Here is a 17234-nt window from a genome sequence, read left to right as displayed (position 1 = left end):
ATGTCAGAGGGTATCGGAGTAATCCGACACGGCTCGGGTGGTTTTTTCCGGTGTCGCCGTGACCGGCGCACTCGCGCCGACCGGTTCGGGCCGTTCGACCGGATCGGCCGTGCCCACCGAACCGGGTGCGTCCGCGAGCGGGGAGGCCTCGTCGTCGGACAGGTTGTTCCAGGCCTGCGCATTGCGCGCCTTGCGCTTGTCGTTGATCCGCGCGATCTGCACCGCGACCTCGAACAGCACGGTCAGCGCCAGCGCCAGCGCCAGCATCGAGATCGGATCCTGCGGGGTGACCACCGCGGCGAACACGAACAGGCCGAAGATCAGGCCGCGCCGCCACTTCACCAGGCGCTCGTAGGTGAGCACGCCCAGGAAGTTCAATCCCACGATCAGCAAAGGAGTTTCGAAGCTCACCCCGAAGATGATCAGCAGCTGAATGATGAAGCTGAAGTATTGCGAACCGCTGAGCGCGGTGATCTGGACGTTGTTGCCGATCGTCATCAGGAAGCTCAGCGCGTGCGCGACCACCCAGTAGGCCAGCACCGCACCGGTCACGAAGAGCACCGCACCGGAAGTGACGAACGAGATCGCGTACTTGCGCTCCTTGGCGTACAGACCCGGGGTGATGAACGCCCAGATCTGATAGAGCCAGATCGGGCACGCCATCACCACGCCCGCGGTCACCGCGACCTTCAGACGCAGCATGAACTGCTCGAACGGCGCGGTCGCCAGCAATCGACACGCCCCGTCGGGGCTCAGATTCGCGCGCGCGGAGGCGGGCAGCTCGCAATACGGTCCGGTCAGCACATCGCCGAGGCTCGAGATGCCGAAGAAGGAATCGGTGTACCAGAAGAAGCCCAGCAGCGTGGTGAGCGCGATCGCCGCGATCGCGATGAGCAGCCGTTTGCGCAGCTCCGCGAGATGATCGACCAACGACATGGTGCCGTCGGGATTCGTTCTACGCCGACTGCGCCGGGGGTCGAACGGAATGCGCATGACTGTATTGCCTCGCTGATCGCCTGGCGCCGGACCTGGACAAGACTCATCCCGGGACGAATCCGCTCATCCCGGGAACGAACGTGTAGCGATTACGCCTTGTTCAGGTCGGACTTCGCCGGCTGTACAGGGTCAGCGGCGACCGGCTGCGCGGCGGGGAGCTCGGGTGTGGCGGCGGGCTGCGCGGCAGGAGCCTGCGCGGCGGGGGCGGCCTTGTCTCCGTCGTTGTGCATCTCGTTCATCTCGCTCTTGAAAATACGCAGCGAGCGTCCGAGACCCCGGGCGGTGTCCGGAAGCCGCTTGGCTCCGAACAGGACCAGGAACAGCAGCGCAATGATGATCCAGTGCGTCGCGCTCAGTGAACCCATCGACTTCCTCCAATATTGTGGTGCCTCGATGCTACCCTGCCGCGTTCCGCAGCTCGGTGAGCAGTTCGGCGCCGGACCAGGTGCGTTTGTCACCGTTCTCCGCGGCGTTCACGAGTTCGATCAGCCGCCGGTTCACCGGGGTCGGCAATCCGACCATAGCGCCGAGACTCACGATTTCACCGCACAGCCAGGCTATTTCGGTCTTGCGCCCGGCCGCGAGGTCATCGGCCATCGAGGAACGCGCCACCGGATCGATAGCCAGCACCTTGCCCGCGACCCGGCGGAACAGTCCGTCCGGCACAGTGAGCAGGCGCACCATCACCTCCGGCGGCAACGCGGTGAGCCGGGCCGGGCGAATGCGCGCCTTGGCCATGGCCGTCACCGCCTCCTGCTGGGCCAGGGCCAGGCAGCGACGGTAATCGCGGTTGCCCAACTCCTCGCGCAGCGGGCGGCCGGACAGGGCATTGATGGGATTGTTGAGGTTCAGCAGCAGTTTCGCCCACTGGATGGGCAGCAGGTCCGCGTAGCGCTTCACGCCGAGCCCGGATTTGCTCAGCACCGGCGCGAACCGATTGAGCACCGCGTCATCGGCGATCGCGACGCCGCCGGCGGTGCCGCGATGGAACCGGCCGTCCTGGTTGTGCACGACGTTGAACATGACCATTCCGGCCAGCACCACGCACGTCGGCAGGATCTCCCGGATCACCGCGTCGTTGCCGATGCCGTTCTGCAGGCTGATCACCACCGTGCCGGGCTTCAGCAGCTTCGAGAGCTGGTGGGCGGCGCTGGCGGTATCGGCTGATTTCACGCAGATCAGCACCAGATCCGCCGCGTCCGAGGGTTCGGTGGCGGTATGGAATGCGGTGGGATCGACTCGCTCGTCGCCGCCGTCCAGGTCGGTCAGGCGCAGGCCGTGTGCCTCGAGTTCACCGAGCATCCGCGGGCGGCCGACGAAGGTGACCTCGGCGCCCGCCGCCGCCAGCTTGCCGCCGACGAAGACACCGATGCTGCCGGCGCCGAGCACCATCACCCGCTGGGCCGTGGACAAGGGAACGGTCAAGCCGGACCTACCCCCTCCAGGCCGCTGGGTGTGAGCGCCTGTGAATCGTCTTGCGCCAGAGCCGAATACGCGTTCAGAGCCGCACCCGAGCGATCCCGGACCGCGGTGACCAGCTCCGGCGGGCCCAGCACGGTGACCGCCGCGCCGAAACCGAGCAGCAGGCGCGCCATCCAGTCCAGCGTGGCGAACCGCATGGTCGCCTCGATTCCGCCGTCGGCGTGCACGGTGACGCGGTGCATCGGGTACTGCTCGAGCACCCAGGCGAAATCGGGGTGAATCAGCAAGCGCGCCAGCGGAACCGCCGGATCGTCGACGAACAGGTCCAGGGCGGTGGTCTCGTCGGTGGCGTCCAGCGGCGGGCGAGCGGGCTCGTCGAGTTCGGTGGCCTCCTCGATGCGGTCGAGGCGGAACAGGCGCACGCCCTCGGACCGGCGGCACCACGCCTGCAGGTAGCTGTTGTTGTCCACCAGCATGATTCGAATCGGATCGACCGTCCGGGCGGATACCACGTCACGGCTGGCGGAGTAGTAGACCAGGTGCAGGGCGTGCTCGTGCTCGAGTGCCGAGCGGACCGTCGCCACCGCGGGCGCCTGTACCGGCACCGGCAGTACCGGACCCTGGAACACCCGTCCGGCGATGGCGGATTCGAACTTGGCGATGGCCGAGTGCGCGGCGCTGGGATCGACCATGCCGGGCAGATCCGCGATCGAGCGCAGCGCCACCAGCAGGGCCGTGGCCTCGAGCGAGGTGAGCCGCAGCGGGCGATCGATACCGGCGGAGAAGGTGACCTCGATGCTCTCCTCGGAGAACGACAGATCGATCAGATCGCCGGGGCCGTAGCCGGGCAGACCGCACATCCAGAGCTGATTCAGGTCGGTCATCAGCTGTTTGGTGGTCACGCCCAGTTCGGACGCGGCCTCCGCGGCGCTGATACCCGGGTTGGCCTGGAAGTACGGCACCATGTTCAGCAGTCGCGCCAGCCGCACCGACAACCGGCTCCCGGCCGCCGCGGCACTCGACCGGCGTCCATCGGACGCGCGCGCGGTCGCGCTCTGCGCGCCACGGCGCTCGCGAGAGCCCGCGTTGTTCCGGGCGCCTTCGTCCCCGTCGCTCACGCCGACACCTCCGTACGCTTCAGAACCGACTCGAGCCGGGCGATCACATTGTCCCGCAACTCCGGTGGGGCCAGCACCAGCGCATCGGCTCCCAGTCCGGTGATGAGCCGCGCGAGCCAGTCGCGCGAGCGGATCGGCACCTCCACGATCGCACCGGGACGACCGGCGACCGTGCGCTGCTCCATGAGCGCGCCGAGCCGGCGGATCTCCTGGCCTCGACCGTCGGCCACCCAGACCGTGGCCGAACCGGTGATGGGCGCCTGGCCGGTGACCTGCGCGACCAGCTCGCGGATATCGACGTCCTCGGGTTTGTGCACCACGTTCGACGGGCCGTACGCGGTGACGTCCGCGCCGATCCGCGAGATCCGGAAGGTTCGGGTCGCATTGCGGGCATTGTCGTGCCCGACCAGGTACCAGCGGCCGTGATGGGTGACCACACCCCACGGGTTCACATCACGCTCGACCGGCTCACCGTGCGACTGCCGATGCTGGAAGCGCACCGCCCGCCCGGCGTCGATGGCCGCGAGCAGCTTGCCCAGCACGGGTTCGGAACCGCGGGTGCGCGCCGGCACCGCGGGCACCGCCGAGACAGCGGTGTCGGGCTCGACGTGGATGCCCGCCGCGCGCAGCTTGAGCAGACCGCCCTCCGCGGCCGCGGCCAGTTCCGGGGACTCCCACAATTGCACCGCCACCGCGACGGCGGCGGACTCCGCGCTGGTCAGATCGATATCGGGTAGCTCGTACGCGTCCCGATTGATCCGGTAGCCCTCGACGCCCGAAAGCCTGCTCACCGGACCGATTTCCAGGGGTATGCCCAGGTCGCGCAGCTCGTTCTTGTCCCGCTCGAACATTCGGCTGAACGCCTCGTCGCTCGCGGAATCCTCGTACCCGGCGACGCTGTCGCGGATACGTTCCGCGGTCAGGAATTGGCGGGTCGACAGCAGCGCGATAACCAGATTCATCAACCGCTCGACCTTGGATATCGCCACCCGATAGAGAGTAATAGGCGCGGCGAGCGAGCGCGCTGGCGGCAGTGTCTATTTCACCGCGTGGCGAAACGGGACGCGGAACGGGCCGTGAACCCGGAGGTTCACGGCCCGTCGGCGCTGGTGCGTCTACATCGAGGCGATCAGGCGATCCACTCGTTCGTCGACGGAACGGAACGGGTCTTTGCACAGCACGGTGCGCTGGGCCTGGTCGTTCAGCTTCAGGTGCACCCAGTCGACCGTGAAGTCGCGCCCGGCCTCCTGCGCGGCGGTGATGAAATCACCGCGCAGCTTGGCCCGGGTGGTCTGCGGCGGCGTGGTGACCGCGGCGTCGACCGCCTCGTCCTCGGTGATCCGCTTGGCCAGACCCTTGCGGGCGAGCAGGTCGAAGACCCCGCGCCCGCGCTTGATGTCGTGGTAGGCCAGATCCAGCTGGGCGATCTTGGGATCGGACAGCTCCATGCTGTAGCGGTCCTGGTAGCGCTGGAACAGCTTGCGCTTGATCACCCAGTCGATCTCGGTGTCGACCTTGGCGAAGTCCTGCGCTTCGACCGCGTCCAGGGTGCGGCCCCACAGATCCACCACGGCGTCGACCTGCGGGTCGCGATCGCGGTTGTTGAGGTGCTCGACCGCGCGGGCGTAGTACTCGCGCTGGATGTCGAGCGCACTGGCCTGACGGCCGCCCGCGAGCCGCACCGGACGGCGTCCGGTGAGATCGTGCGAGACCTCGCGGATCGCGCGAATCGGGTTGTCCAGAGCGAAGTCTCGGAACGAGACGCCCGCCTCGATCATCTCCAGCACCAGGGACGCGGTGCCCACCTTGAGCATGGTGGTGGACTCGGCCATGTTGGAGTCGCCGACGATCACGTGCAGACGCCGGTACTTCTCGGCGTCGGCATGCGGCTCGTCACGCGTGTTGATGATCGGCCGCGAACGCGTGGTGGCCGAGGACACACCCTCCCAGATGTGCTCCGCGCGCTGCGAGAGGCAGAACGTGGCCGCCTTGGGCGTCTGCAGCACCTTGCCGGCGCCGCAGATGAGCTGGCGGGTCACCAGGAAGGGCAGCAGCACATCGGAAATTCGGGAGAACTCCCCGGCGCGCACCACGAGGAAATTCTCGTGGCAGCCGTAGGAGTTTCCGGCGGAGTCCGTGTTGTTCTTGAAGAGGTAGATATCACCGCCGATCCCCTCTTCGGCCAGTCTCTGCTCGGCGTCGATCAACAGGTCCTCCAGGACCCGCTCACCCGCGCGATCGTGAGTGACCAGCTGCACCAGGCTGTCGCACTCGGCCGTCGCGTATTCCGGATGGGAACCGACATCGAGGTAGAGCCGGGCGCCATTGCGGAGGAACACGTTCGAACTACGGCCCCAGGAAACCACCCGGCGGAAAAGGTACCGGGCCACCTCGTCAGGACTCAACCGACGGTGACCGTGGAAGGTGCACGTCACCCCGAATTCGGTTTCGATCCCCATGATTCGTCGCTGCACACTATCGACATTACAGCGATGTAGTGCCCGATAAGGGTGCTGTCGGACAGCCGATGCAAACGTCTTGGCAACGATTTAGCACGGGATGCAACGCTGCACGGCGCGTCACCTGCCAAAAAGCAAGTCCCCTTTGCACTCTGCTGTTCCGAGTGCAAACACTCGGGCTACCCGAGTGCAAATGAGCACACGCTTTCCGTCGGACGCGAAATCCCCGGCCGCGCATGGCACGACCGGGGATTCGTCGAATGTGCTTACGCCTGGGAGGGGTCTCCCGAGCCCGGCTTGTCGGCCTCGGCCGCCGCTGTGGCGGTCGGGGTCGTGCCGGTCACCAGTTCCGACAGCGCCGCACCGGCGATGCGGCGGAAGGCGCGGCGGGGGCGGGACTGTTCGAGGGTCGCCACTTCCAGCGACGACACCCCCACGGTCCGCTTGTCCTTCTCGCCCTCGGGAACGGCCTTCTGCAGCGCCGCCATCGCGACCGTGACGGCGGTGCGCAGATCCATGCCCGGCTGGTAGGAATCCTTGAGCGCGGTGACGATCGGCTCGGTGTTGCCGCCCATCACCACGAATTCCCGTTCATCGACGATGGATCCGTCGAAGTTGATCCGGTAGAGCACCGAGTTCGGTTCCGCACCCGGGAAACCGACCTCGGCGACACAGATCTCCACCTCGAACGGCTTGAGCTGATCGGTGAAGATGGTGCCGAGGCTCTGCGCGTACAGGTTGGCCAGGAATCGGCCGGTGACATCCCGCCGGTCGAACTGGTACCCACGCAGATCCGCCTGCAGAATGCCACCGCGGCGCAGGCTTTCGAACTCGTTGTACTTGCCGACCGCGGCAAACCCCACCCGGTCGTACAGCTCACTCACCTTGTGCAATGTGGCCGAAGGGTTCTCGGCGACGAACACCACACCCTTGTCGTAGGTCAGCACGATGACCGAGCGCCCGCGGGCGATGCCCTTGCGCGCGAGCTCGGTCTTGTCGCGCATGATCTGTTCGGCCGACGCGTAATACGGCAGTGTCATGCTGAGGCGCTCCCCTCTTCTGCCGTCCGCGCGGCCACCACGCCGCGGGTGATCTCGGACAGCCGTTCCTCCGACACCTCCACGGAGCCTTCGGAATCGATGACGATCGCCGTCGGGTAGATGCCCCGCAGGGTGTCGGGGCCGCCGGTGGCGGTGTCGTCGTCGGCCGCGTCGAACAGCGCCTCGATCGCGATGGCCAGCGCGCGATCCTGATCGATGCCGCGCCGGTGCGTCTTCTTCAGGGACGACTTGGCGAACAGCGAACCGGAACCGACGGCCGTGTAGCCGAACCGTTCCTCGCTGCGCCCGCCGACCACGTCGTAGGACACGATGCGCCCGGCCTTGTCCGGGTCCTGCTGGGCGGGGTCGAAACCGACCAGCAGCGGCACCACCGCCAGGCCCTGCAGGGCCGCGGGGAGGTTGTCGCGCACCATCTTCGAGAGCTTGTTCGCCTTGCCGTCGAAGGTGAGGGGAACACCCTCGATCTTCTCGTAATACTCGAGCTCCACCGCGAACAGGCGGATCATCTCGATGGCCATACCCGCGGTGCCCGCGATGCCGGCCGCCGAGAAGGTGTCGGTGATGTACACCTTGTCCATATCGCGGCTGGCCAGCAGGTTGCCCATGGTGGCCCGGCGATCGCCCGCGATCAGCACGCCGCCGCGGTAGCTGACCGCGACGATGGTGGTGCCGTGCGGGGCGATATCCGGCGACCCGCTGGAAGCGGGTGCGACGCCCGCACCGAAACCGTTGCCGGGCAACAGTTCCGGTGCGTACATCCGCAGGTATTCCGAGAAGGAGGAGAGGGCGAACCCCGTCTGGAGCCGCAAGGGGTCACCTGGGGTCACTGGCCGCCCTTCTGCACGTACGCGCGGACGAAGTCTTCCGCGTTCTCCTCGAGGACGTCGTCGATCTCGTCGAGCAGGTCGTCGGTCTCCTCGGCGAGTTTCTCGCGTCGCTCCTGCCCTGCCGCACCGGCGGCCTCGGTCCCCTCGTCCTCGTCGCCACCACCGGCGCGCTTGGTCTGCTCTTGTGCCATAGCAGCCGACCTCCCTCTGTGATCATCGGCGAGCACCGGACTAGACCCGATGCTCGTGCACCCAACAGTACCCAGCGCAGGGGTGAACATGCCGGATTAACCGCAATGACGCCTCGCCGCGACCTCCCGGCAGCCTGGCATACGCGCGGGTCCGGGCATACGAGAGTGGGCCCGCGGCAAGCGCCGGGCCCACTGTCGAATGATCGTTGCGACCCCCTAGTGGGTCAGCTGACGCACCAGTTCGGCCGCGGTGGTGACTCCGTCCAGGAGCGCGCCCACGTGTGACTTGGTGCCGCGCCGGGGCTCCAGGGTCGGAATCCGGACCAGGGAGTCGCCGCCCAGATCGAAGATCACCGAGTCCCAGCTGGCCGCGGCGATGTCCGCGCCGAAGCGGCGCAGGCACTCCCCGCGGAAGTAGGCGCGGGTGTCGGTGGGCGGGTTGGTCATCGCGTCCACGACCTGCTGCTCGGTGACCAGACGCTGCATGGAGCCGCGGGCCACCAGGCGGTTGTACAGGCCCTTGTCCAGGCGCACATCGGAGTACTGCAGGTCCATCAGGTGCAGTTTGGGCGCGGCCCAGGTGAGGCCCTCACGGTTGCGCATACCTTCCAGCAGGCGCAGTTTGGCGCACCAGTCCAGCAGGTCGGCGCATTCCATCGGGTCGCGCTCGAGCAGATCCAGCACGTGCGCCCACTTGTCGATGACGTCCTGCACGCGGGCGTCGTCGTTTCCGGTGCGGGACATGAACTTCTCGACGCGGTCGAGGTAGATCCGTTGCAGCGCAAGGCCGGTCAGCTCGCGGCCGTCGGCCAGCGCGACGGTGGCGCGCAGGGTCGGATCGTGGCTGATGGTGTGCACGGCGGTGACCGGGCGGGCCAGCTGCAGATCCGAGAGGTCCTCACCGGCCTCGATCAGGTCCAGCACCAGGGCGGTGGTGCCGACCTTGAGGTAGGTGGACCATTCGGCGAGGTTGGCGTCGCCGATGATGACGTGCAGGCGGCGATACTTGTCCGCGTCCGCGTGGGGTTCGTCACGGGTGTTGATGATGCCGCGCTTGAGCGTGGTCTCCAGGCCGACCTCGACCTCGATGTAGTCCGAGCGCTGCGAGAGCTGGAACCCGGCGGTGTCCCCGGACTGGCCGATGCCGACGCGGCCCGAGCCGCAGATGACCTGACGTGAGGCGAAGAACGGGGTGAGACCGACGATGATCTGGTTGAACGGCGTATCGCGGCTCATCAGATAGTTCTCGTGGGTGCCGTAGGAGGCGCCCTTGCCGTCGACGTTGTTCTTGTACAGCTGCATTCGCGGTGCGCCCGGCACGCTGGAGGCATAGCGGCCCGCGGCCTCCATGACGCGTTCGCCGGCCTTGTCCCAGATGACCGCGTCCAGCGGGTCGGTGACCTCGGGCGCGGAGTACTCCGGATGCGCGTGGTCGACGTAGAGCCGGGCCCCGTTGGTCAGGATCATGTTGGCGGCGCCGACCTCGTCGGCGTCGATCACCGGGGCGGGCCCGTTGAGCCTGCCGAGATCGAACCCTCGCGCGTCGCGTAACGGCGATTCCACCTCGTAATCCCACCGGGTTCGCTTGGCGCGCGGCACGCCCTCGGCCGCGGCATAGGCGAGCACCGCCTGGGTGGATGTGAGAATCGGGTTGGCCGACGGCTCCGAAGGCGTCGAAATCCCGTACTCGACCTCGATTCCGATGATGCGCTGCATGCCGTCGAGCCTAGGCGACGTTGCCGCGTATCGGGCGCGCCCGGGGTTTACGTGGCCGTGCGGGGGTGTTGTCGGGGGCGGGTCATCCGCGCGGCGTACCCGTGATGGTCCTCCCGGGCGATCCGCGCGGACCTGCCCGAACGGAAGAATGTCGCGCATGGTCGAACCCGCGCACCGTATCGTTCCGGCGAGTGCCGGGGTCCCGTCTCCCGGGATGGATACCGGCGGCCGGGACGAGGTCGTGACCGGATCGAAACCCGTTCCCGCCGAGTCTCGTTCGTCGCGATTGCCCGCGCTGGACGTGCTGCGCGGGATCGCCATCCTGGGCACGCTGGGCACGAATATCTGGATCTTCACCGACAGCGCCGGGCTGGTCGGCTACGTGGAGCGCTCGGATCTGCCGTCGGGGGCGTGGCTGTGGGCCGAGCGTGTCCTGCAGCAGCTGGCGCAGGGCAAGTTCCTGGGTTTGCTGACGATCATGTTCGGGATCGGGCTTGCCATTCAGCAGCGCTCGGCGGCGCGCGGCGGGCGGGCGTGGCCGGGATCGTATCCGTGGCGTGCGGCGCTGCTGTTCGTGGACGGCGTGATCAATTTCTTCCTGGTCGCGGAGTTCGACGTGCTGATGGGGTACGCCGTCACCGGGCTGGTGGTGGCCTTCGTCCTGGCCAGGAGCCCGCGGGCGCAACGGCGCTGGCTGATCATCGCGGCGAGCGTGCATGTGGCGATGCTCACGGTGATCGCGCTCGGCATGCTCGTCGCCGACCCGTCGACACGGGACGGTGCGCGCGCCGCCGATCCGCTGGACCCCAATCCCTATGCGGACGGGTCGTTCTGGGATCTGGTGGTCTTCCGCTGGGATCATCTGCTGCTGTTCCGGCTCGAGCCGCTCTTCATCTTCCCGATGTCCATCGCGCTGTTCCTGCTGGGGGCGCGACTGTACCGAGCGGGTGTCTTCGACGCCGACGGGGAGCGAATTCGCAAGCGGCTCATGGTCGTCGGCTTCGCGGTGGCCGCGCCGCTGGATCTGATCCTGGGCACGATCGACGGCGATTTCCTGCTGTTCACCCGGTACGGGCTCGCGCCGATCGTGGCGCTGGGCATTCTCGGGCTGGTCGCCCAGGCGTACGCGAGCGGGCGGACCCCGGGTTTCGTGGCCCGGCGCTTCACGGAGGTGGGGCGAATGGCGTTGAGCTGCTACATCCTTCAGAATCTGGTGGCGGGCGCGATCTGCTACGGCTGGGGACTGGGTCTGGCGCAACTGTTCTCGCCGAACTCGCGGGTGCCGTTCACGATCGGGGTGTACGTGATCGTGTGCGCGCTCATGCTGAGCGTCGCGCACCTGTGGTTGCGGCGGTTCGAGCGCGGGCCGGTGGAATGGTTGTGGAACAGCAGCTATCGGGCGATCACCGCGCGCGGCTGAGCCGAACTCATTGCGCCCGTGCGGCTTCCACCTGTGACATGAGTTCCCCGACCACGGTGTCCCGGGTCAGCGGCACGTCCAGGCTGCGGGCATTGCCCTCGAGCAGAGCCAGCACCGATTCGGTGAGAATGCCCTCGACCTGATCGCTGGTCAGGGTGGTGCGCGGGTCCGCGCGCCAGCTGTTCACCACGCCGTCGACGAACCCGACCGTGCCGAAGGCCATGGGGCGGGCGCGATTGCGGTCCAGGCCGAAGCGCGCGAGGGTGTCGGCGAACAGATCGGCCAGCTGCCCGCCGATGCGATCGCGGGCGCCGGCCAGCGCGCCGGAGGATTCACCGGGAGGTTCGGCGGCGGTGAGGAAGCGGTGCAGATTCGGGTGGCGTTCGACCCAGCCGACATAGGTGCCGACCGCACCGCGCACCGCATCGCGCACGGTGCCGTCCGGGCGCAGGCGCGGAAGCAGTTCGGCCAGTAGCGATTCCAGAATGTGGCGGCGGATCTGGTCGTCGAGGTCGGTGCGACCGGCGAAGTGCCGGTACACCACCGGGCGCGGGACCTCGAGCCGATCGGCGATCTGGCGTACCGAGATGTCGGTGCCGTGCTCCTCGATGACCGCGAGCGCGGCGTCGAGCATGTCGGCGCGACGGCGCGCCTTGTGACCGTTCCAGCGCGTGCTGCGGCCGTCTGCCGTCGCTGTGGGTTTGCCAGTACTGATTCCGGTCACCGCCTCACGATACCCACTCGACCATTGACCGATACAGTGTGTACCACTAATCTGAGTGTAACAGCTTGTAGCACTAATCGAGTCAGGAGCCGCCATGCGCAACGACGCCGTGGATGCCGCACTACTCCCCCGCGAATCCTTCGCCCAACGTCTACTGACCGGCTCGGCGAAGAAGTCCTACGACCCGGTCGTGGATATCGACTGGAACGCCCCGCTCGATCCCGACAAACTCTTCCTCCCGCCCGAGGTGATCTCACTCTTCGGCACCCCGCAGTGGGAAGCCATGGCGCCGCAACAGCGCCGCGAACTCTCGCGCCAGGAACTGGCGAATGTGCTCTCGGTCGGCATCTGGTTCGAGAACCTGCTCAACCGCCTGCTGCTGCGCGAGTTGATGAACGGCGATCCCACCTCGCGGCACTCGCACTACACGCTCACCGAGATGGGCGACGAATGCCGGCACATGATGATGTTCGGCAAGCTGCTCGATCGCATCGAGGCGCGGCCGTACTGGCCCAACCGCTACGAACGCCTGGTGATCAGCTCGCTGCAGCTTTTCCTGCGCGGGTCCATGGTCTGGGTCGGCGCACTGGTCGGCGAGGAGATCTTCGACGCCATCCAGCGCCGCACCCTGGACGACCCGGAACTGCAGCCGGTCGTCGCGCGCGCCATGCGTATTCACGTCACCGAGGAGGCCCGCCACATCGGCTTCGCCCGCGACGCGCTGGCCCGGCGCACCCCGACCATGTCCCACGCCGAGCTGGCGTACACGAAACTGTGTGTGGCCGTTGCCGCTCCGCTGTTCGTACATCTGATGACCAACTGGCACATGTACGTTCGCGCGGGCCTGGATGATCCGCGCGCGCTCCGACACGTCGCCCGCGAGAATCCGCACGCCCAGCGCACACTCGGGGCGGGCGCGGCGAATCTCGGTGCGTTCCTGGACAAACAGGGCTTGATCGGCCCGATCGGCAAGCGCATCTGGCGACGCCGGGGCCTGCTGTGATCCGCCTGCGCCGCAGGCGCGCCCACCGCGAGTGGAAAAGTCCCGACGACCTCTCCGAACCCGAACCCGCCCCGGAGTTCTCGGGCCCAGGACTGCTCGACGCACCCGGAGCGGAAATCCCGGTCACCGTGGCACTCAACGGCTATCTGGACCCGATCGACGGCAATTTCCATTGGCACGGAAGGCTTTCCGCCGCCGACGGCATCGAACTCCCCGACCCCGGCCGAGGCCAGGTCTTCCTCACCCTCCCCGGCGGCACCCCCACCCCCGCCACCCTCCAGGAACGCGACCCCTGGGGCAACCTGCGCATAGTCGGCGTCGGCACCCCACCCTTCCCCCTCTGACCCTCCCATCCACCACGGCCCCCGCCCGATGTCCTCGAGGAAGCCGGTCCGCCCCGGCAACCTCGAGCCACTCGGTCACCCATGTATCTGCCGGATCGCAATACCTATGCGGTGCAGGGCACACGGCCGGGCGCCCCTATCGCTCACTCGGTGAGGCCGATGAAATCTGCCATGACCTCGACGGAGTAGGCGAAGAAGGGGTCGGCGGGGTCCATGCTGTTCTTCAGCTGGCCGAAGAGTTCGAAGGTCACCGCGCCGAACAGTTGGGTCCAGGCCACGACCAGGCGGGCCACGGTGGGGGCAGGGAGGCCGGGGGCCAATTGGGCTGCGATGGCGGTGGATTGGGCGGACAGGTCCGGGGACAGGGCGTCCTCGGGGATTGTCAGAGACCCGGATTCCCACGCTGCCCGGACTATGCCGAAGGCGGCCACGGGGATTCGGGAGGCGTGGGCGATGGTGGCTTCGGGGGCCTGATAGCCGGGGACCGGGGAGCCGTAGACGAGGGCGTATTCGTGCGGGCGGGCGGTCGCCCAGTCGCGGACCGCGTTCGCGACCGCGCGCCATCGGGCGCGAGGGGTGGGCGCGCCGGCGACGGCGTGTTCGACGTCGTGACCGAGGGCGTCGTAGGCCTCGATGATGAGGGCGGTGAGCAGGTCGTCCCGGCTCGGGAAGTAGCGGTACAGCGCGGAGGAGACCATGCCCAGCTCACGCGCGATGGCGCGCAGCGACAGGGCGGGCGCGCCCGATTCGGCCAGTTGGCGGCGGGCGGCGTCGGTGATCTCGCGGGTGATCTCCGCACGGGCGCGCTCGCGTGCCGTGCGAGGCGCGTTCGTCCGGGCCTGGTGAGGAGCGTTCATCCGACCAGTGTGCCACGCATCGGATCGGTGAACTAATTCGAGAGCACTGCTCTTGACAAGGTGTCGACGGTTCGCGCACACTGATCACATCAGAGAGCACCGCTCTCGCAGAGATCGAAGGAAGTCGCCATGGACGCCAAGACCGCCGCCAACCGCTACATCGGCCCCTCCGGCCTGGATCCGATCATGAACCGGATCTTCAACATGCTGCCCAAGCTCGGAATCAGCGTCGCCGGGTCACGTTTGCTGGCGGTGCGCGGGCGTACGAGCGGTGAATGGCGCACCACCATGGTCAATGTTCTGACCACCGACGACGGCCGCCGCTACCTGGTCGCACCGCGCGGGCACACCCAGTGGGTCAAGAACCTGCGCGTGGCCGGGGTCGGCGAACTGCGCCTGGGCCGCAGATCCGAGACCTTCACCGCCACCGAACTCCCCGACGCCGACAAAGTGCCCGTGCTGCGCGAATACCTGGCGCGCTGGGGCTGGGAGGTCGGCCGCTTCTTCGAGGGCGTGGACAAGAACGCCACCGATGCCCAATTGACCGATATCGCACCCGGTTTCCCGGTCTTCGCCCTCCGATGAACCGAATCGCGTGCGGCCGGAATCCGATTCAGCACGGTCCGGCACGCGATTCACGATTCGATCGCCACCGTCACGGCTTTCGCGGCTCAGCCAGAACAACGGTGGTCACCGGGTCCGCTGCTCTGTCACACCGGGCACCGGGCGACGATCTCACCGAGACCAGCGGCATCACACGATGTGTGTTCCGCTCAGCGCAGTTCGTCGAGCGCGTCATCGCTGCGGGCCACGAACGCGCGACCGTCGGCGGTGAACACGATGGGCCGCTGGATGAGTCGCGGATGGGTCGCGAGCGCCTCGATCCAGCGATCACGCTCGGCGGCGGTGCGACCCCACGCCGCCACACCCAGTTCCTTCGCCTCGGCCTCCGTGGTCCGGGTGATATCCCACGGCTCCAGCCCGAGTTTGCCCAGCGCGGCCCGGATTTCGGCCACGGACGGCGGGTTGTCGAGGTAGCGGCGTTCGACGTAGTCGGCGCCGCCCTCGTCCAGCACCGATTTGGCCGTACGGCTCTTCGAGCACTTGGGGTTGTGCCAGATCTCGATCGGTTCCGATACCATGGCCGCAGCCTAAATCAGAGCCAGTCCACGACCCAGCGGTAGGGGCGCATCCAGTAGAGGCCGCCGTCGGGGATGGGGCCGTTCCAGCGTTGGGCGGCCTGTTCGAAGTTCCAGAGGTATTCGGGGGTGGGGTCGCCCTCGTGGATCTCGTGCAGGTGGCGCCGCCAGGTGTTGAGCATGGGCGGGACGGCCTGGGGGTCGTGCTCGTAGGCCCAGTCCAGGCTGCGGCCCATCAGGGAATCGACGGCGTGATTGGAGGCGTTGCGGTCGCCGGTGCTGAGCGAGTGCAGGAAGGCCGCGACCAGGTTGTAGGCGATGGCGTCGTGGACCGAGGTCTGACCGTTCTCCAGTGACCAGATGCCGAGATAGGTGGGTCCCTGCTCGTCGATCCACACCGAATGCGCTTCGCCCACACGGTTGTCGAAGATGAGCGCCATGAGCAGTCCGAGCACGGATTTGCCCATGATCAGCGGATCGGGTTTGCCGGTGGCGACGGCGTCCTCGGCGAGCGCGCGATAGGCGGCGGCCGCGATCCCGGGACGCTGGGCGTCCAGCAGGGCGTCCGCGGTCTCACCCCCGGCGATCTGTTCGGCGGGCGGCTGCTGCGGCCCGGGCAGATCGGGCGCGGGAGCGGGCGCGGGGACGGGGATCGGATCGCCGATCCGCAGCAATTCGGTCGCCGCTCCGGCCGAGACCGCCAGTACCGGTGAGGCGGCCGGATTCCCGACGGCGGGGGAATCGTCGAGATACTCCAGTGCGACGCGAGCGAATTCGTTGTCGTGCGCGACCAGCCACTCCCGGCCCGCCCGCAGCGTGTCGATCAGATGGTCACCGACGCCGTTCTCGATGGCGGCGCACAGCGCGTAATAGCCGTAGCCCCGGTACTCGTCGTGCCCCTCCCCCTCGACCACCAGCAGTTGGGCGTACCGGCTGGCCAGATCGTGCCGATCGATGTCCCCGAGCAGGGTGGCCGCGGTCATGGCGGCCATCAGCACCTCGCCGTGATCGCCGTGCCCGCGCCGCAGTTCGATGCAGCGATCGGCCATGGTGACCGCACTCTCGGCGCGGTCGAGCTGGGTGGCCGCCTCCACGCCCATGGAGTACATCGTCGAGAGCGTGCCGGGTGGGATGTCGGCGGGAAAGCGGGCGGGCCCGCGCTCGGCGATGTGCAGAGCCTGTTCGAAATCACCGGCGGCGAAAGCGGCCCGGAAGCGATAGGACACCACCCAGCCGTAGTCCTTCGGATCAGGCGCCTCGAGTAGCCCATCGTCGAACGCCGTCAACCGGGCCAGGGCGTCGTCCGCCTGGCCGGCCTCCAACATCCCGCTCGCCTCGTTCATCACTTCGACGAACGCATTTCGATCCATGGCTTTTCGCCTTCCCGCAAAATCAGCCCGGATCGTATGGCGCACCGCACGAGTCGCGGGCGCAGTGAGGGCAACGTCATAGTTTGAAATCCCGCCCTATGACCCACCCCGCACGGCCGACCACCTTGCGCCGCAATCTTATTCGACAGCAACAAGGCAGCCGCCCGCAACTCGGATCAGCCCGGGACCTTGTCCAAAAAGCCCTGAACTCGGCTGATGCGATTGTCTTGGAGGGTGATCACGTCGAAACCGATCACCAGCGGCTCGTCCGCACCGGGTGCGCCGAGGGTCCAGGTGAACCTGGCGACGTCGTGGTGACCGTCCACCGGACCGAGCCCGAATCGCAGTCCGGCGAACTGTTCCTGCGCGCCGGCGACCATCTGATCGACGGCCTCGGGTCCGGTCAGCTGCACCAGTGGATCGGTGAACGAGACCTGGGCGGTGTACAACTCGTCGATCAGCGCCTTGCGCTTGCCCGCGTCCTGCTCGTTCCAGGTGTCGATGTATCGCTGTGCGATGTTCTCGTATTCGCTCATGCACCAAGCATGTTCGAGCAGGTGCGCAGAGTCGATTACGCGTCGGGTAAT

Annotated in this window: 19 protein-coding genes; 4 read left to right on the top strand and 15 right to left on the bottom strand. The window is 67.5% G+C overall.

Annotated features, from left to right (window positions below):
* Positions 1-3 precede the first annotated feature (3 nt).
* From tatC to dop, 10 genes are all read right to left on the bottom strand, one after another.
* Positions 4-993, bottom strand: coding sequence for a twin-arginine translocase subunit TatC (gene tatC, locus NJ1_RS00205; protein ID WP_067685746.1), 990 nt, complete (start codon positions 991-993; stop codon positions 4-6).
* A gap of 92 nt (positions 994-1085) precedes the next feature.
* Positions 1086-1361 carry a Sec-independent protein translocase subunit TatA gene (gene tatA, locus NJ1_RS00200; RefSeq protein ID WP_067685745.1) on the bottom strand — a complete coding sequence of 92 codons (276 nt, stop codon included), beginning with the start codon at positions 1359-1361 and terminating at the stop codon, positions 1086-1088.
* A gap of 31 nt (positions 1362-1392) precedes the next feature.
* Positions 1393-2388 (bottom strand): 2-dehydropantoate 2-reductase, encoded by a 996-nt coding sequence (locus tag NJ1_RS00195; protein WP_067685741.1) that lies wholly within the window; start codon positions 2386-2388, stop codon positions 1393-1395.
* 29 nt (positions 2389-2417) lie between these two features.
* Entirely contained in the window at positions 2418-3383 is a 966-nt protein-coding gene (locus NJ1_RS00190; protein WP_067685803.1) for a helix-turn-helix transcriptional regulator, read from the bottom strand.
* 149 nt (positions 3384-3532) lie between these two features.
* Positions 3533-4525, bottom strand: coding sequence for a helix-turn-helix transcriptional regulator (locus NJ1_RS00185; RefSeq protein WP_174557032.1), 993 nt, complete (start codon positions 4523-4525; stop codon positions 3533-3535).
* 126 nt (positions 4526-4651) lie between these two features.
* Positions 4652-6010, bottom strand: coding sequence for a Pup--protein ligase (gene pafA / locus NJ1_RS00180; RefSeq protein ID WP_218025095.1), 1359 nt, complete (start codon positions 6008-6010; stop codon positions 4652-4654).
* Between the two features lie 251 nt (positions 6011-6261).
* A complete protein-coding gene (gene prcA / locus NJ1_RS00175; RefSeq protein WP_067685734.1) occupies positions 6262-7035 on the bottom strand; it encodes a proteasome subunit alpha in 774 nt (257 codons plus the stop codon).
* A complete protein-coding gene (gene prcB, locus NJ1_RS00170; RefSeq protein ID WP_067685732.1) occupies positions 7032-7883 on the bottom strand; it encodes a proteasome subunit beta in 852 nt (283 codons plus the stop codon). Before prcB ends, prcA begins: the two co-directional genes overlap by 4 nt.
* Complete coding sequence (locus tag NJ1_RS00165) at positions 7880-8074, bottom strand: ubiquitin-like protein Pup (protein WP_067685730.1); 195 nt, start codon at positions 8072-8074, stop codon at positions 7880-7882. The genes prcB and NJ1_RS00165 overlap by 4 nt, the downstream gene beginning before the upstream one ends.
* 216 nt (positions 8075-8290) lie before the next feature.
* Positions 8291-9790 (bottom strand): depupylase/deamidase Dop, encoded by a 1500-nt coding sequence (gene dop / locus NJ1_RS00160; RefSeq protein ID WP_067685728.1) that lies wholly within the window; start codon positions 9788-9790, stop codon positions 8291-8293.
* 241 nt (positions 9791-10031) lie between these two features.
* Between dop and NJ1_RS00155 the strand changes: the two genes are divergently transcribed.
* Entirely contained in the window at positions 10032-11210 is a 1179-nt protein-coding gene (locus tag NJ1_RS00155; protein WP_067685799.1) for a DUF418 domain-containing protein, read from the top strand.
* Between the two features lie 7 nt (positions 11211-11217).
* Here the strand turns inward: NJ1_RS00155 and NJ1_RS00150 are convergent, their stop codons facing one another.
* Positions 11218-11934, bottom strand: a complete 717-nt coding sequence (locus tag NJ1_RS00150; RefSeq protein ID WP_245717150.1) for a TetR/AcrR family transcriptional regulator — start codon at positions 11932-11934, stop codon at positions 11218-11220.
* Between the two features lie 94 nt (positions 11935-12028).
* Between NJ1_RS00150 and NJ1_RS00145 the strand changes: the two genes are divergently transcribed.
* Positions 12029-12937: an AurF N-oxygenase family protein gene (locus NJ1_RS00145; RefSeq protein ID WP_067685727.1), complete on the top strand. Its 909-nt coding sequence runs from the start codon at positions 12029-12031 to the stop codon at positions 12935-12937.
* Positions 12934-13281, top strand: coding sequence for a DUF4873 domain-containing protein (locus tag NJ1_RS00140; RefSeq protein ID WP_245717149.1), 348 nt, complete (start codon positions 12934-12936; stop codon positions 13279-13281). Before NJ1_RS00145 ends, NJ1_RS00140 begins: the two co-directional genes overlap by 4 nt.
* A 143-nt stretch (positions 13282-13424) precedes the next feature.
* Here NJ1_RS00140 and NJ1_RS00135 read toward each other — a convergent pair whose 3' ends face one another.
* Positions 13425-14138, bottom strand: coding sequence for a TetR/AcrR family transcriptional regulator (locus NJ1_RS00135; RefSeq protein ID WP_067685725.1), 714 nt, complete (start codon positions 14136-14138; stop codon positions 13425-13427).
* A 129-nt stretch (positions 14139-14267) separates the two neighbouring features.
* On the opposite strand from NJ1_RS00135, the gene NJ1_RS00130 reads away from it, so the two are divergent.
* Entirely contained in the window at positions 14268-14723 is a 456-nt protein-coding gene (locus NJ1_RS00130) for a nitroreductase/quinone reductase family protein (protein WP_067685723.1), read from the top strand.
* A gap of 188 nt (positions 14724-14911) precedes the next feature.
* Here the strand turns inward: NJ1_RS00130 and NJ1_RS00125 are convergent, their stop codons facing one another.
* The 3 genes from NJ1_RS00125 to NJ1_RS00115 all read right to left on the bottom strand — a co-directional run bounded on the left by NJ1_RS00125 (position 14912) and on the right by NJ1_RS00115 (position 17183).
* Entirely contained in the window at positions 14912-15280 is a 369-nt protein-coding gene (locus tag NJ1_RS00125; RefSeq protein ID WP_174557031.1) for an arsenate reductase family protein, read from the bottom strand.
* A 14-nt stretch (positions 15281-15294) separates the two neighbouring features.
* Entirely contained in the window at positions 15295-16647 is a 1353-nt protein-coding gene (locus tag NJ1_RS00120; protein WP_067685718.1) for a hypothetical protein, read from the bottom strand.
* 176 nt (positions 16648-16823) lie between these two features.
* The gene (locus NJ1_RS00115) at positions 16824-17183 is read right to left on the bottom strand and encodes a nuclear transport factor 2 family protein (protein WP_067685716.1); all 360 of its coding nucleotides are present in this window, start codon (positions 17181-17183) and stop codon (positions 16824-16826) included.
* Positions 17184-17234: the final 51 nt, after the last annotated feature.

It is taken from the genome of Nocardia jejuensis NBRC 103114, from assembly GCF_001613145.1.
In the GTDB taxonomy this organism is placed as follows: Bacteria; Actinomycetota; Actinomycetes; order Mycobacteriales; family Mycobacteriaceae; genus Nocardia; species Nocardia jejuensis.
This window is presented reverse-complemented; position numbering and strand designations above follow the sequence as displayed.

Bases quoted from the DNA above. Each gene is read 5' to 3' on its own strand.
- tatC (WP_067685746.1), bottom strand. From the start codon at position 993: ATGCGCATTCCGTTCGACCCCCGGCGCAGTCGGCGTAGAACGAATCCC.
- tatA (WP_067685745.1), bottom strand. From the start codon at position 1,361: ATGGGTTCACTGAGCGCGACGCACTGGATCATCATTGCGCTGCTGTTC.
- NJ1_RS00195 (WP_067685741.1), bottom strand. From the start codon at position 2,388: ATGGTGCTCGGCGCCGGCAGCATCGGTGTCTTCGTCGGCGGCAAGCTG.
- NJ1_RS00190 (WP_067685803.1), bottom strand. From the start codon at position 3,383: ATGGTGCCGTACTTCCAGGCCAACCCGGGTATCAGCGCCGCGGAGGCC.
- prcA (WP_067685734.1), bottom strand. From the start codon at position 7,035: ATGACACTGCCGTATTACGCGTCGGCCGAACAGATCATGCGCGACAAG.
- NJ1_RS00165 (WP_067685730.1), bottom strand. From the start codon at position 8,074: ATGGCACAAGAGCAGACCAAGCGCGCCGGTGGTGGCGACGAGGACGAG.
- dop (WP_067685728.1), bottom strand. From the start codon at position 9,790: ATGCAGCGCATCATCGGAATCGAGGTCGAGTACGGGATTTCGACGCCT.
- NJ1_RS00145 (WP_067685727.1), top strand. From the start codon at position 12,029: ATGCGCAACGACGCCGTGGATGCCGCACTACTCCCCCGCGAATCCTTC.
- NJ1_RS00135 (WP_067685725.1), bottom strand. From the start codon at position 14,138: ATGAACGCTCCTCACCAGGCCCGGACGAACGCGCCTCGCACGGCACGC.
- NJ1_RS00130 (WP_067685723.1), top strand. From the start codon at position 14,268: ATGGACGCCAAGACCGCCGCCAACCGCTACATCGGCCCCTCCGGCCTG.
- NJ1_RS00125 (WP_174557031.1), bottom strand. From the start codon at position 15,280: ATGGTATCGGAACCGATCGAGATCTGGCACAACCCCAAGTGCTCGAAG.
- NJ1_RS00120 (WP_067685718.1), bottom strand. From the start codon at position 16,647: ATGGATCGAAATGCGTTCGTCGAAGTGATGAACGAGGCGAGCGGGATG.
- NJ1_RS00115 (WP_067685716.1), bottom strand. From the start codon at position 17,183: ATGAGCGAATACGAGAACATCGCACAGCGATACATCGACACCTGGAAC.